This window comes from Bradyrhizobium sp. ORS 278 (assembly GCF_000026145.1).
Taxonomy (GTDB): domain Bacteria; phylum Pseudomonadota; class Alphaproteobacteria; order Rhizobiales; family Xanthobacteraceae; genus Bradyrhizobium.
This window is the reverse complement of sequence record NC_009445.1, coordinates 368,097-380,720: the sequence shown is the minus strand read 5'-3', so window position 1 is coordinate 380,720 and position 12,624 is coordinate 368,097. Positions and strand designations below refer to the sequence as shown.

The following is a 12,624-nucleotide window of genomic DNA, read 5'->3' as shown; positions in this document are numbered from 1 at the left end:
ATCATAGCCGGCTGCCCGGGCGGTTCTTCGGACGGTTCGCGACATCTGCGACGTCGGAGCTTAGGCGCGCGCTGTAAGCCGCAGCGCCTCCTCCTGCTTGTTCGCGCGTGCCAGTCACGCGTTCAGTTTCAAACCTTCATTCCCGGGAGCATTCGCTCATGTCGAAGCCGACTACCCTGTACGACAAGATCTGGAACGACCATCTGGTACACGAAGCCGAGGACGGCACCTGCCTGCTCTACATCGACCGCCATCTGGTCCACGAGGTCACCTCGCCCCAGGCGTTCGAGGGCCTGCGCATGACCGGCCGCAAAGTGCATGCGCCGGAGAAGACTCTGGCCGTCGTCGATCACAACGTGCCGACCACCGACCGCTCCAAGCCGAACCCGGATCCGGAGAGCATCGAGCAGATCAAGACGCTGGCCGAGAACGCCAAGGACTTCGGCATCGAGTACTACAACGAGTTCGACCGCCGCCAGGGCATCGTCCACGTCATCGGCCCGGAGCAGGGTTTTACGCTGCCCGGCACCACGATCGTCTGCGGTGACAGCCACACCTCGACGCATGGCGCGTTCGGCGCGCTGGCGCACGGCATCGGCACCTCCGAGGTCGAGCATGTGCTGGCGACGCAGACGCTGATCCAGAAGAAGGCGAAGAACATGCGCGTCACCGTCGACGGCAAGCTGCCGGACGGCGTGACGGGCAAGGACATCATCCTCGCCATCATCGGCGAGATCGGCACCGCGGGCGGCACCGGCTACGTGCTGGAATATGCCGGCGAAGCGATCCGCGCGCTGTCGATGGAAGGCCGCATGACCGTCTGCAACATGTCGATCGAGGGCGGCGCACGCGCCGGCCTGGTCGCGCCGGACGAGAAGGCCTACGACTTCCTACGCGGCCGCCCCAAGGCGCCGCAGGGCGCGGCCTGGGATGCGGCGATGCGCTACTGGGAGACCTTGCGTTCCGATGAGGGCGCGCATTTCGACCACGAGCTGCGGCTCGATGCCGCCAAGCTGCCGCCGATCGTGACCTGGGGCACCTCGCCCGAGGACGTGATCTCGGTGACCGGCATGGTGCCGGATCCCGACAAGATCGCGGATGAGGCCAAGCGCATCTCCAAGCATCGCGCGCTGAAATACATGGGCCTGACCGCGGGCACGAAGATCACCGACATCAAGCTCGACCGCGTCTTCATCGGCTCCTGCACCAATGGCCGCATCGAGGACCTGCGCGCCGCCGCCAAGATCGCCGAGGGCAAGACCGTCTCTAGCCACGTCAACGCGATGGTCGTGCCGGGCTCGGGCATCGTCAAGGAGCAGGCCGAGGCCGAGGGTCTGGACAAGATCTTCATCAAGGCCGGCTTCGAATGGCGCGAGCCGGGCTGCTCCATGTGTCTCGCGATGAACCCGGATAAGCTGGCGCCGGAAGAGCGCTGCGCCTCGACCTCGAACCGCAACTTCGAGGGCCGTCAGGGCTTCAAGGGCCGTACCCATCTGGTGTCGCCCGCGATGGCCGCGGCCGCCGCGATCGCCGGTCACTTCGTCGACGTGCGCGACTGGCGCTGAGCTGATTCCGCTGGCGCAGCAGAACTGCACAGCGGCCGATCTATAAGGAATGCGGCGGCTTCAGAAGGAGCCGCCGCATTTTCATTTCGACTCAACATCGAAGCTGCCCGGCAAGAGCTCCTTAATGCTCCTCACGCACAATCCTACCGCTGACGCATCGCGTCCGCAGAGGAACGTGCCGAGGAGCCTGCCGAGGAGCCTGTCATGGCCGAGAAGCCGGAATACGTCGACCTCATTCGTGACGCGACCCGTCAGCGCCGCAAGACGCCGCCGGCCAAGATCATCGCCAAGCCGGAAGAGCCGAAGGAAGAGCGCCGGCTTTCGAACTGGCCGCCCGGGCGGTTCGCCAAGTGGCGGCTGGAGACGCTGGTGCCTTGGAAGCTGACGGTCAAGAACTGGCAGTTCAAGGACTGGCTCTGACCACGCGCATGCCCTGAAACGAGAGAAGGACGCCCTGGGGCGTCCCTCGTTGTCTCGATCACCTCTCGACGTAATCAGTAGTAGCGCCAGTGATGGCGGTGGTGACGATGGTGCCAGCGGTGGTGATGACGCCAATGGTAACCACGGAAGTGCCGATAATGGCAGACGCGTCGCGGACCATAATAGGTGTAGACGATGCGGCAGCGGCGATAGGGGTAGTAGTAGCCGGTGGTGTAGGTCGGGTAGTAGTAGCTGCTATAGCCGTAGAAGTGGCGGCGATGATGATGGAAGTATGGCCGATAGGCATAATGCGGACGTTGATAGTAGCCGCCACCGCCATGGAATACAGGTCGCGGGCCACCGCCGCCATGGAAAACCGGGCCGCCCCTGAACATCCCGCCACCACCGTGGAACGCGGGGCCGCCACCACCATGGAAAGCTGGACCAGCATGGAAGCCGCCACCGCCGCCGTGGAAGCCGCCACCTCCGTGGAAGCCACCGCCGCCATGGAAACCGCCACCGCCGTGGCCGCCTCCTCCCCCGCCATGACCTCCGGGGCCACGCACCTGAATCGTCAAGGCTTCAGCAGATGCTGGAGCCACAGGTGTGGCGCCGGGGCTGACAGGCGTCATTGCCGATGCCGGCCGACCAGACGCGCCCGCCAACACAATTAGTGCCGCCGCCGCAAGACTGAGGCGACGAGCGAGACCAGCACGCTGGTCCTTCATCCTCATCATCGTCCCTTCTCCCTGAATGATGTGCAACGATGGACCCATGCAGCGCCCTTGCTGACCGTCCGATCGGTGGATTTGGCGCACCCCCAACATGAACGTAGAGATAGCGACGTGAATGCGGCATGAATGATGCACGCAACGCGCGCATCTGCGGCGTGGCGTCGCGGCAGAGCACAGGCTGAGCAGCGTCACCGTCGTCATTCGACTGATGATGTTCGATCTTGCGCGACGGCTGCTCAGGAGCATTTCGTCGATGTGTTCCGCAACGTCAACGCTGCCTGCGCGCGGCCAGCGAGGCTGCGGTGCTTCTGGTGCGCGCCCGCGCTTTATTCGCTGAGCGAACGCGTCATTGCAGCGATGGAAGACTCAGTCGAGGAACGGCGTGAACAGGATGGTCGAATCTGGAGGATAAGCCGGCACGTACGCGTTCGGGCGCCCGATATAACGAGGGGGCGACACGATCGATCTCGACCGAATGGGCCGACGAGAGCCAATCTCCGTAGCAGCCAGCGAGCGGCCGGTCTGCACGCCAAACGACGCAGCGGTCGCGGGGGAGGTCGCAGCAGAACCGGCTATCAGCAACGCGATCGTCACGACGCCGATCCCGAGCCACGTCTTGGTGATGGACGAAGTCATCGCAGACCTTATTCCCGGCCCACCATAACGTACAGGCCCGCAGAGCGGGCCTGTTTGATGTCGATCATCATCGACGCCGCGGCTCACCAGTGGCGGTGGTGGTGCCGGTGCCAGTGATGCGGACGCCAGTGATGGCGCGGATAATAGTGCCGCGGGTAGTAGTGCCGCCGCGGATGCCAATGGCGGCGCCCATGCCAATGTGCCTGGGTCGTCTCCTGGGCCGCGCCCTGCTGCACAGCAGCCGCTGCGCCCGGATTGCTCAGCGAGAGCGCCTCTGCGCGCTGCGCGGGCGCAGCCAAAGCCAGGACGGCGCCGACCGCCGCGATGCCCAACAGCCTCATCACAGTCATGAACTCCTCCTTCGATCGCCTGACATCACGCCGGGCACCGTGCACCACCATCTCAGCTGATGGCCGCCGCCGCGGTACGACGCAGATCAGTCTCGAATGAGCGACGTGAATGGGACCTGAAGACCTGCGCCGGAGCAGAATGCCGAACCGCCGCGCGCGGTTCCGGGCTGCCGCGCGACATAACGGCACTGTGGCATGACGGGCACTATCAGACCGAAGGCTGGGGAGCTGTCGCAGCGGCGACCAGTCGCATCGGTCTCCGCAAGCGCGGCACCGATCAGCCGCGCCGCCAGTAGCAGCTCATGTGCGGGACGATGACGGTCCCGCTCGGCCGGTGCTCCGGGACGTAGGAGGCATTGCAGACACGCACCGCGTTCGGCCCCGGATTGTAGTGCGGCACCACGTCCGGCTCCCAGTGTCCCTCGTACTGACGCGGATAGATCGGGACCCGTCGCGGGCGCCGCTGCGCTGAGAAATCCGTGCTGGCGTCGCGCTGCATGCTCTCGAGCTGCATGGCCTCGCGGTTTGCGCCGGCGGGCGGCTCGGCCCGAGCTCCTGCCGACATCGAGACCATGATGGCCGCCGCCAGCGCCGTTCCCGCCAGCATCATCGACTTCTGTCGCATGCGTCCCCCAACACCTAAATCGCGCGCTTCGAACGGTCGCCGTTTTCGCATCTGGCGTCAATCGCAACGCCGCCACACTTGTCATAGAACCAGGGCGCGACATCAGCAAAGTGGGGGTGAGAAGGCGGCAATGTTGACAGAACTGAAGGCCCCCTCGCTCGCCGACATGGAAGCGATGGCGCATGATGTGTTCGAGCGGCTGCCCGCGCATTTCCGCAGGATGTGCGAGGGCGTCATCATCCGGGTCGACGACTTCCCTACCGAGGAGGTGCTCGACGAGATGCAGGCCGAGAGCGAGTTCGACCTGCTCGGCCTGTTCCAGGGCACCGGGCTGCCGTTCCGCAGCAATGACGACCTGCCGCGCCTGCCCAACATGATCTGGCTGTATCGCCGCCCAATCCTGGACTATTGGGCGGAGCATGACGAGAGCCTGGGCCACATCGTCCGCCACGTCCTGATCCACGAGATCGGGCATCATTTCGGGATGTCGGACGACGACATGGAAGCGATCGAGGCCGCCGCCGACTGACCTGGACGGCTGGATTTTCGGGCAATTTGACTTTATCCGCCCCGCCAATCGGGCTAAACAGCGGCCTGCCCGATACTCTCGAAGGTGCCCCCGATGGACAAGTTCACCACGCTGGAAGGCGTCGCCGCGCCGCTGAAGATCATCAATGTCGATACCGACATGATCATCCCCAAGCAGTACCTGAAGACCATCAAGCGCACCGGTCTCGGCAAGGGCCTGTTCTCGGAGCAGCGCTACAAGGACGACGGCAGCGAGAACCCCGATTTCGTGCTCAACCAGCCGGCCTATCGCAACGCCAAGATCCTGGTCGCCGGGGACAATTTCGGCTGCGGCTCGAGCCGCGAGCACGCCCCCTGGGCGCTGCTCGATTTCGGCATCCGCTGCGTGATCTCGACCTCGTTCGGCGACATCTTCTACAACAACTGCTTCAAGAACGGCATCCTGCCGATCCGTGTCTCGCAGGCCGATCTCGACAAGCTGTTCGACGACGCCGAGCGCGGCGCCAATGCGACGCTCACGATCGATCTCGCCGCCCAGGAGATCCGGGGCCCCGACGGCGGCACCGTGAAGTTCGAGATCGACCCGTTCCGCAAGCACTGCCTGCTCAACGGGCTCGACGACATCGGGCTGACGCTGGAAAAGAAGGCCTCGATCGACAGCTACGAGGCCAAGCTCGCCGAGCGCGCCTGGGCCTGAGCCCCCGCCTGACAGCACAGAGTTCGCGGGCCCCGGACCTCGTCCGGGGCCTTGTTTCGAGAGCATCCCGAGCACAGGTCCGCCGTTGCCGCGCGTATTGCCCGAAGTCGTCACCTTCTGGCGCGGGCCGCTCGACCGGCTGCGCCAGACCTGTCTGCGTTCGCAGCTCGCCGCCGGCCACAAGGTCACTGTCTACAGCTTCGATCCGCTGCCGGGCCTGCCCGACGGCGTTGGCAATGCCGACGCCGAGGCGATCCTGCCTTGTGCGTTTGCCGAGCGTCTCAGGCCGCCGCAGCCGGACGGCAGCTGGCGCGACTGGACGACCCTGCAATTCAGCGACTTCTTCCGCATGCGGCTGATGGCCGAGCGCGCCGGACTCTGGCTCGATGCCGATGTGCTGCTGCTGCGCCCGGTCGAGATCGATCCGGCGCTGCCCACATTCGCCTGGGAGCGGCCGCGGCAGCTCGGCAACTCCGTGCTGTATCTGCCGCCCGACGACCCCATCGTGGCCGAGTTCGCCGCGCTGATGGCGCAGGACGCGCTGACGCCGAACTGGCTGTCGCTGCGTCACCGCATCACCTTCGCGCTGCGACGCCTGCGCGGCGTCTCCGACCGCCTGTCGGATATCCGCGTCGCCATCTTCGGCCCCGCCGCGCTGACCGCGCTGGCCCGCCGCCACGGCTCGCTGCGCCATGCGCTGCCGAAGCGCAGCTTCTATGCCGCGCACGCCGAGCCCAGGGCGTTCTTCGATCCCAGCGACTTCTCCGGCCTGATCAGCGATCCCGGCATCATCGGCCTGCATATCTCGCCGAAGGGCCGCGGCGGCGAGGCGCCGATACCGGGCAGCCTCTATGCCTGGGCGACCGAGCGCTTCGGCGCCTGACGGTCTGCGCCTTCGGCAGGGCTGTTCCGCTGCTTGATCTAACGCAACGTCGGCGCGGCCCGCCGGTGATTGATTGCAGGCAATCATCGGAGACGAGTCATGTCGGCCCAAGCCAAGCCCTATCCCCGCGTGCAGTTTCTCATCGACACGTTCGCGCAATGGCTGCGGCACCGGCGTGAGCTGAGCGAGCTGAGGCAGCTCGACCGGGACGATTTCGAGCGCATCGCGTTGGACCTGCAGGTCACGCCGTCGGATCTCGACGAGCTGGTGCGGCAGGGCGAGCACGCGGCCGATGAGCTGCCCCTGATGCTGAAGGCGCTCGGCATCGACGAGGCCGCGCTGTCGCGCGCCGAGCCGCTGGTGCTGCGCGACATGGAGCGGGTCTGCGCGATGTGCAAGGACAAGCCGCGCTGCCATCGCGACCTCGCGGCGGGAACCAGCGATGCGCATTACGAGGATTACTGCCTCAACGCGCCGACCATCGACCGCCTCGGCGTCGCCGTCACCAAGCACTGATCGCCGCTCTCCTCCCCTCACATCAAGCGGAGCAAAGCGATGAGTCTGCCGAATCTGCACCGCAATACCTGGCTCCATGTCGGCGCCGCGATCCTGCTCGCGCTCGCCGCAATGCTGCTGATCCGGCTGCACTACGCCAATGGTGCCACGCCCGCGGCGGAGAGCGTCCAGGCCGGCCGCAAGCTGGCGGAGTCCTGGTGCAGTCCGTGCCACGCCATCGACGCGAGCGGCGCCAGAGCCCAGACCCGGACGGCGCCTGATTTCGCGGCAGTGGCCAACATGCCATCGACGACCGAGCTGTCGCTGAAGGTGTTCCTGCAGAGCAGCCACCCGACGATGCCCAACGTCATCCTCACGTCGGAGCAGCGCGGCGACCTCGTCAACTACATCCTGAGCCTTCGACAGATCTGACGCGGCGAGTCCTCCTTCTGACTACTTCGTCATCTCGGCGATCGCGTCCGCGATCGCGATCGTGCGCTTGGCCATCTCGGCATGCAGCCGCTCGACCATGCGGCCGTCGATCTGGATCGCGCCGCGCGATGCATTTTCGGGTAGTTCGAACGCGGCCAGGATCTTGCGCGCTTCGGCAATTTCGACCGCGGGCGGCGTGAAGATCGCATTGCAGGCATCGATCTGGCCCGGATGGATCAGCGTCTTACCGTCGAAGCCGAGATCGCGGGCCTGGATGCATTCCTGCGCGAAGCCGTCGGTGTTGGCGAAATCGCTGTAGGGACCATCGAGGATCTCGAGCCCGTGCGCGCGCGTCGCCAGGACGCAATGGCTGATCATCGGCAGCATCGTCGCGCGGCCCGGTACCATGCGGATGCGGGTCTCGCGCGAGATGTCGTTCGGCCCGAACACGAAGCCGGCGAGCCGTGAGCCCGCCTCATGCACGGTCGCAGCGAGCAGGTCCGCGTCGAGTACGGCGCGTGCGGTCTCGATCATCGCCCACACCTTCAGCGCCGGATCGGCGCCGACCTCGGCAAGGCGGTTGCTCACCGTGCGCAGGTCCGCGACGGTCGACACTTTGGGAACCAGGATGCCGTCGGTCGCGGTCTGTCCGGCCATCGCGACGTCGTCGCTCCACCAGGGCGTATCCAGGCTGTTGATGCGGATCAGCAGCTCGCGCTTGCCGTAACCATCGGCGGCGACCGCCTTGGCGATCTGCTCGCGCGCGGCCGCCTTGACGTCCGGCGCCACGGAATCCTCGAGATCCAGGATCAGGCCGTCGGCCGGCAGGTTCCGTCCCTTCTCCAGCGCGCGGGCATTGGAGCCGGGCATGAACAGGAGACTGCGGCGCGGGCGGATCATTTCGGCGTTTCCCTTGGTTTATGGCGGCGGCCCGCGATACCATTTCGGTTGCCGGGCCGAAAGGCTTGTTCCCGCAGGCCGCATGTGTTTAGGCAGGGCCCATGATCTCGTTTCCGCAACGTCTGCTCGAGGGCTATCGCGCCTTCACCACCCAGCGCCTGCCGACCGAACAGAGCCGCTATCTGGAGCTGTCCGAGCGCGGCCAGTCGCCGGAAGTGATGGTGATCGGCTGCTGCGATTCCCGCGTCTCGCCGGAGGTCATCTTCGACGTCGGCCCCGGCGAATTGTTCGTCCTGCGCAACATCGCCAATCTCGTGCCGATCTATCAGCCCGACGCCAATGCGCATGGCGTGTCGGCGGCATTGGAATATGCCGTCACCGTGCTCATGGTGAAGCACATCGTCATCCTCGGCCATGCCCAATGCGGCGGCATCCGCGCCTTCGTCGACAAGGCGGCCCCGCTGTCGCCCGGCGACTTCATCGGCCGCTGGATGTCGATGTTCATCAAGCCCGGCGAAATCGTCGAGCAGCGCGACCGGGAGAGCTTTCAGGACTTCGTCACCCGGATCGAGAAGGCCGCGGTGTTCCGCAGCCTGGAGAATCTGATGACCTTCCCGTTCGTGCGCAGCCGCGTCGAGGCCGGTGATCTGCAGCTGCACGGCGCTTATTTCGGCGTCGCCGAGGGCTCGTTGTTCGTGCTCGACCAGGCGGCAAAGGAGTTCCGCAGCGCGCGAGCGAGCCAATAGCGAGGTCGCGAATGGCGAATAGGGAGTAGCAAGTAGTTTGGATTTCAATTCGCTACTCGCCATTCGCAACTTCGCCCCTCTTCAGTGATCGCTCGTCCAGCGGTCCGACAACGCCAGCATCACGGTCGACACTACGAAGGTCATGTGCACGCCGACCAGCCAAGCGAGCTTGGTTGAATCATAACCGGCATCGAGATTCATGAACGCCTTGAGCAGCTGGATGGCCGAGATCGCGACGATGGAGGCGAGCAGCTTCTGCTTCAGCCCGGCGAAGTCGACCTTCGTCATCCACTCCGGCCAGTCCGGATGGCCGTTCGGATCGATGCGCGAGACGAAGTTCTCGTAGCCGGAGAACACCACGATCAGCACCAGATTGCCGGTCAGGCAGACGTCGATCAGGCTGAGCACGCCAAGGATGATGTCGCTCTCCTTGGCCGTAGGCAGATGGATCACGTTCTCCCACAGCAGCAGCACGAACTTGAACAGCAATACCGCGAGGCTGACGACGAGGCCGACATAGAACGGCGCCATGAGCCAGCGGCTCTTGAACAGGAAGCTTTCGAGCCCGCGCTCGATCGCTGATGGCGCATGTTTGTCCGAAGCTGGCGCCGCTGCCGGCTCGGTCGATTTGCTGTCAGCCACGTTCGATCCCCACGCGATCCGTTCTGCCGTCCTACCAAGTCATGCAGCCTGCCGGCTGCAAATCTCTCCCCGCTTGCGCCGGGCTATTGCACATCGAGAGACAGGGCTGTCCCGACAGCAACCCTGCTGATGAGCTACTCCGTCATGCCCGGGCTTGTCCCGCCTGAGCGGCCGAAGCCGCTTCGGCGCGGCGAAGGCCCGGGCATCCACGTCGCTCTCATGCCGACCGACGTGGAGGACCAGCCCAGCCATGACGACGTTGAGACACTCGAACGCAAGGCTTCGGTCTCCATGTGCGGGAGCGGACCGGTTGTCCGTTACGCCGCCTTCTTCTTGGCGGTGATCAGCTTGCGGTTGATCAGCACTTCCGCAATCTGGATCGCATTCAGCGCCGCGCCCTTGCGCAGATTGTCCGACACGCACCAGAAGGCGAGGCCGTTCTCGACCGTGGCATCCTCGCGGATGCGGCTGATATAGGTCGCGTCCTCGCCGGCGGCCTCATAAGGAGTCGCGTAGCCGCCCGGCTCCTGCTTGTCGATGACGAGGCAGCCCGGCGCGCGGCGCAGAATCTCGCGGGCCTCGTCCGCCGTGATCGGCTGCTCAAACTCGACATTGACGGCTTCGGAATGGCCGACGAACACCGGCACACGCACGCAGGTCGCGGTCAGCTTGATCTTCGGATCCAGGATCTTCTTGGTCTCCGCCATCATCTTCCACTCTTCCTTGGTGAAGCCGTCTTCCATGAAGACGTCGATGTGCGGGATGACGTTGAAGGCGATGCGCTTGGGGAACTTCTTCGCGACCAGCTCGTCATTGGTGTAGACGGCCTTGGTCTGCGAGAACAATTCGTCCATCGCGTCCTTGCCGGCGCCGGACACCGACTGATAGGTCGAAACGACGACGCGCGTGATATGCGCCTTGTCGTGCAGCGGCTTCAGCGCGACGACGAGCTGCGCGGTCGAGCAGTTCGGGTTGGCGATGATGTTCTTCTTGTTGAACCCTGCGGCCGCATCGGCGTTCACCTCCGGCACGATCAGCGGCACGTCCGGATCCATGCGCCAAGCCGAGGAGTTGTCGATGACGACGGCGCCTGCGGCGCCGATCTTCGGCGACCATTCCTTCGAGACCGTGCCGCCCGCCGACATCAGGCAGATATCGACATCGGCAAAATCGTAGTGCTCGAGCGCTTTGACCTTCAGCGTGCGATCGCCATAGGACACCTCGACGCCGACGCTGCGGCGTGAAGCGAGCGCCACGACCTCGTCGGCGGGAAACTTCCGCTCGTCGAGAATGTTGAGCATTTCCCGCCCGACATTGCCGGTCGCGCCGACCACTGCGACTTTGTAACCCATCGTTCACTCTCCGAAGAAATATGGCCGACCGCTCATCTCAGCGGAAACGGAAGCGGCAGCGCTTCTATGCGAGAAACGTCCCTGACACAACGTTACCACGATGTCTCGCCTTCGATGCGTCCCGATTCGGCCAGTATAGTCGCCACACCCCGCAATTCCCTGGTCCCGCCAGCCGTGAAGGCCATGGTGGACGAGGTCTGCGGCACGTTCGCGCGCCTGTTCGCCTATGTGGGGGCTCTGGCGCTGATCGCCATGATGGGTCTCGCCGTCTGGAACCGGCTCGACAGCGAGGATGATCCCAGCCCGACCAAAGCAGGTTGGACGGTTGCTGACGGCGCGACACCCGCCTTTTCGCTGCGGCTGACTGACCAGCCTGACCGGACCGCGACCTACACCGTCGTGACTCACCAGGCCGGCGGCCGAAAGGACGTGTTGCGCTGGGGCGAGCGGGCCGAGCGGCCGGCAGCCGAGATCGAGGTCTACCGGATCGGACCGGAGCGCGACGGCATGCGCAATCCGGTCGGCGAACTGGCGGCGCGTATGGGGCGCCCGGCCCCGGAGCTGGAGGCGGCGGGCATCATCGACAGCCGGTTCGGCCCCGTTACCCTGCTGCGCCAGGCCGGCGCTCCGGACGGACCAGGCGCCTGCCTCGGCTTCATGAAAACCATCGCGGTGCCGGCGCTGCGGATCTCCGGCTGGTCCTGCCAGGGCGTCGCGCTGCAGACCCGGCGGGCGGCCATCGGCTGCATGCTGAATCGCCTCACTCTGCTCGCATCGCCGGCCCACGACGCCGCCCTGACCGATCTGTTTACCCAGGCCGAGCCGCGCCGCGCCGATTGCGATGCCCCCGCCGTCGCCAAGACGCTGAACGACTGGATCACCGCGCTCGATAATCCCAAGCTGCGCGGCACCTATTGAGCGATCATTCGCGTCCGCCTGTTGCTCGATGTCGCAGCGCCTCGACGCGGCCATCGTCGACGGCAAGTCACGGATTTTGATGCAACTTTCCCGCCACAGCCGGAATTTATCTTTGCGGCCGTCGCGGGAATGACCTTGTGATGCCACAGCCGACGCAGATATTGTGCGGGCCAGATCATGCGGATGGCGAGCGCCCGCCCATTTTGGCGCGAGGAAGAGGACGTGATGATTGAATTTCCTGCTGCGACCCGGGTCATGGCCTTGGCGGTGATCGCCGCAACGGGTCTTGCCGTCACCTCCTTTGCCATCACCTCTGCCGAGGCCGCCACAACCAAGCGCCGCCCCGCGGAGGTTTATTCCAACGGCCCGAACTACTCCTACCAGGCTGGTCCGCGCACCCGCGTCTACGTTACGCGGCGCTCCTTCCTTGACGGCGGCACCGAGGTGCTGCCGGGTGATCGCAAGTTCTCGGACTACGCCTTCCCGCCGGCCGTCGGCTATCCATCGTTCGCCCGTGAGAACCTGAACCGCCCGATCGACCGCCAGCCGCTGATGCCGCCGTCCGATCTCGGCGGCTATCCGACGCGGATTCCGATCCCCTACTGAGGGCGGCGACATCATCCGATCACCAAGGCCGGGCTTTCGCCCGGCCTTTTTGCTGTCCTGCGACCCACGCTGTCGTCGTCCCATGCCACATGGCC

The 12,624-nt window shown here is 65.2% G+C and carries 17 protein-coding genes; 10 read left to right on the top strand and 7 right to left on the bottom strand.

The features are described from left to right. The first annotated feature begins 158 nt into the window (after window positions 1-158). On the top strand, window positions 159-1,565 hold the full coding sequence (gene leuC, locus BRADO_RS01770; protein ID WP_011923603.1) for a 3-isopropylmalate dehydratase large subunit: 1,407 nt from the start codon (window positions 159-161) through the stop codon (window positions 1,563-1,565). A 204-nt stretch (window positions 1,566-1,769) separates the two neighbouring features. Next, on the top strand, window positions 1,770-1,985 hold the full coding sequence (locus BRADO_RS01765; protein WP_011923602.1) for a hypothetical protein: 216 nt from the start codon (window positions 1,770-1,772) through the stop codon (window positions 1,983-1,985). Between the two features lie 74 nt (window positions 1,986-2,059). Here the strand turns inward: BRADO_RS01765 and BRADO_RS35560 are convergent, their stop codons facing one another. From BRADO_RS35560 to BRADO_RS01745, 4 genes are all read right to left on the bottom strand, one after another. Continuing rightward, window positions 2,060-2,722, bottom strand: a complete 663-nt coding sequence (locus tag BRADO_RS35560; protein WP_011923601.1) for a hypothetical protein — start codon at window positions 2,720-2,722, stop codon at window positions 2,060-2,062. A gap of 363 nt (window positions 2,723-3,085) precedes the next feature. Then, a complete protein-coding gene (locus BRADO_RS01755; RefSeq protein ID WP_041755990.1) occupies window positions 3,086-3,355 on the bottom strand; it encodes a hypothetical protein in 270 nt (89 codons plus the stop codon). Between the two features lie 83 nt (window positions 3,356-3,438). Beyond that, window positions 3,439-3,705: a hypothetical protein gene (locus BRADO_RS01750; protein WP_041757262.1), complete on the bottom strand. Its 267-nt coding sequence runs from the start codon at window positions 3,703-3,705 to the stop codon at window positions 3,439-3,441. Window positions 3,706-3,982: 277 nt separating this feature from the next. After that, a complete protein-coding gene (locus tag BRADO_RS01745) occupies window positions 3,983-4,312 on the bottom strand; it encodes a hypothetical protein (protein WP_011923599.1) in 330 nt (109 codons plus the stop codon). Between the two features lie 148 nt (window positions 4,313-4,460). On the opposite strand from BRADO_RS01745, the gene BRADO_RS01740 reads away from it, so the two are divergent. From BRADO_RS01740 to BRADO_RS01720, 5 genes are all read left to right on the top strand, one after another. Beyond that, window positions 4,461-4,859, top strand: a complete 399-nt coding sequence (locus tag BRADO_RS01740; protein WP_041755989.1) for a metallopeptidase family protein — start codon at window positions 4,461-4,463, stop codon at window positions 4,857-4,859. 93 nt (window positions 4,860-4,952) lie between these two features. After that, window positions 4,953-5,555: a 3-isopropylmalate dehydratase small subunit gene (leuD, locus tag BRADO_RS01735; RefSeq protein ID WP_041755988.1), complete on the top strand. Its 603-nt coding sequence runs from the start codon at window positions 4,953-4,955 to the stop codon at window positions 5,553-5,555. 85 nt (window positions 5,556-5,640) lie between these two features. Next, entirely contained in the window at window positions 5,641-6,438 is a 798-nt protein-coding gene (locus tag BRADO_RS01730) for a hypothetical protein (RefSeq protein WP_011923596.1), read from the top strand. Window positions 6,439-6,537: 99 nt separating this feature from the next. Beyond that, complete coding sequence (locus BRADO_RS01725) at window positions 6,538-6,954, top strand: hypothetical protein (RefSeq protein ID WP_011923595.1); 417 nt, start codon at window positions 6,538-6,540, stop codon at window positions 6,952-6,954. A 39-nt stretch (window positions 6,955-6,993) separates the two neighbouring features. Next, window positions 6,994-7,365 (top strand): c-type cytochrome, encoded by a 372-nt coding sequence (locus BRADO_RS01720; RefSeq protein ID WP_011923594.1) that lies wholly within the window; start codon window positions 6,994-6,996, stop codon window positions 7,363-7,365. A 21-nt stretch (window positions 7,366-7,386) separates the two neighbouring features. Here BRADO_RS01720 and BRADO_RS01715 read toward each other — a convergent pair whose 3' ends face one another. After that, window positions 7,387-8,265 carry a CoA ester lyase gene (locus BRADO_RS01715; RefSeq protein WP_011923593.1) on the bottom strand — a complete coding sequence of 293 codons (879 nt, stop codon included), beginning with the start codon at window positions 8,263-8,265 and terminating at the stop codon, window positions 7,387-7,389. Between the two features lie 101 nt (window positions 8,266-8,366). On the opposite strand from BRADO_RS01715, the gene BRADO_RS01710 reads away from it, so the two are divergent. Then, entirely contained in the window at window positions 8,367-9,011 is a 645-nt protein-coding gene (locus tag BRADO_RS01710) for a carbonic anhydrase (RefSeq protein WP_011923592.1), read from the top strand. An 81-nt stretch (window positions 9,012-9,092) separates the two neighbouring features. On the opposite strand, the gene BRADO_RS01705 is transcribed toward BRADO_RS01710, so the two are convergent. Together BRADO_RS01705 and BRADO_RS01700 are read right to left on the bottom strand one after the other, a co-directional pair. Further along, window positions 9,093-9,653 carry a TIGR00645 family protein gene (locus tag BRADO_RS01705; RefSeq protein WP_011923591.1) on the bottom strand — a complete coding sequence of 187 codons (561 nt, stop codon included), beginning with the start codon at window positions 9,651-9,653 and terminating at the stop codon, window positions 9,093-9,095. 317 nt (window positions 9,654-9,970) lie between these two features. Then, window positions 9,971-11,005, bottom strand: coding sequence for an aspartate-semialdehyde dehydrogenase (locus BRADO_RS01700; RefSeq protein WP_011923590.1), 1,035 nt, complete (start codon window positions 11,003-11,005; stop codon window positions 9,971-9,973). 114 nt (window positions 11,006-11,119) lie between these two features. Between BRADO_RS01700 and BRADO_RS01695 the strand changes: the two genes are divergently transcribed. Together BRADO_RS01695 and BRADO_RS01690 are read left to right on the top strand one after the other, a co-directional pair. Continuing rightward, on the top strand, window positions 11,120-11,923 hold the full coding sequence (locus BRADO_RS01695) for a hypothetical protein (RefSeq protein WP_011923589.1): 804 nt from the start codon (window positions 11,120-11,122) through the stop codon (window positions 11,921-11,923). Window positions 11,924-12,148: 225 nt separating this feature from the next. Continuing rightward, window positions 12,149-12,529 carry a hypothetical protein gene (locus tag BRADO_RS01690; RefSeq protein WP_011923588.1) on the top strand — a complete coding sequence of 127 codons (381 nt, stop codon included), beginning with the start codon at window positions 12,149-12,151 and terminating at the stop codon, window positions 12,527-12,529. Window positions 12,530-12,624: the final 95 nt, after the last annotated feature.

Coding starts and splice junctions, on each gene's coding strand:
- leuC (WP_011923603.1), top strand. CDS start 159: ATGTCGAAGCCGACTACCCTGTACGACAAGATCTGGAACGACCATCTG.
- BRADO_RS01765 (WP_011923602.1), top strand. CDS start 1,770: ATGGCCGAGAAGCCGGAATACGTCGACCTCATTCGTGACGCGACCCGT.
- BRADO_RS35560 (WP_011923601.1), bottom strand. CDS start 2,722: ATGATGAGGATGAAGGACCAGCGTGCTGGTCTCGCTCGTCGCCTCAGT.
- BRADO_RS01755 (WP_041755990.1), bottom strand. CDS start 3,355: ATGACTTCGTCCATCACCAAGACGTGGCTCGGGATCGGCGTCGTGACG.
- BRADO_RS01750 (WP_041757262.1), bottom strand. CDS start 3,705: ATGACTGTGATGAGGCTGTTGGGCATCGCGGCGGTCGGCGCCGTCCTG.
- BRADO_RS01745 (WP_011923599.1), bottom strand. CDS start 4,312: ATGCTGGCGGGAACGGCGCTGGCGGCGGCCATCATGGTCTCGATGTCG.
- BRADO_RS01740 (WP_041755989.1), top strand. CDS start 4,461: ATGTTGACAGAACTGAAGGCCCCCTCGCTCGCCGACATGGAAGCGATG.
- leuD (WP_041755988.1), top strand. CDS start 4,953: ATGGACAAGTTCACCACGCTGGAAGGCGTCGCCGCGCCGCTGAAGATC.
- BRADO_RS01725 (WP_011923595.1), top strand. CDS start 6,538: ATGTCGGCCCAAGCCAAGCCCTATCCCCGCGTGCAGTTTCTCATCGAC.
- BRADO_RS01720 (WP_011923594.1), top strand. CDS start 6,994: ATGAGTCTGCCGAATCTGCACCGCAATACCTGGCTCCATGTCGGCGCC.
- BRADO_RS01715 (WP_011923593.1), bottom strand. CDS start 8,265: ATGATCCGCCCGCGCCGCAGTCTCCTGTTCATGCCCGGCTCCAATGCC.
- BRADO_RS01710 (WP_011923592.1), top strand. CDS start 8,367: ATGATCTCGTTTCCGCAACGTCTGCTCGAGGGCTATCGCGCCTTCACC.
- BRADO_RS01700 (WP_011923590.1), bottom strand. CDS start 11,005: ATGGGTTACAAAGTCGCAGTGGTCGGCGCGACCGGCAATGTCGGGCGG.
- BRADO_RS01695 (WP_011923589.1), top strand. CDS start 11,120: ATGCGTCCCGATTCGGCCAGTATAGTCGCCACACCCCGCAATTCCCTG.
- BRADO_RS01690 (WP_011923588.1), top strand. CDS start 12,149: ATGATTGAATTTCCTGCTGCGACCCGGGTCATGGCCTTGGCGGTGATC.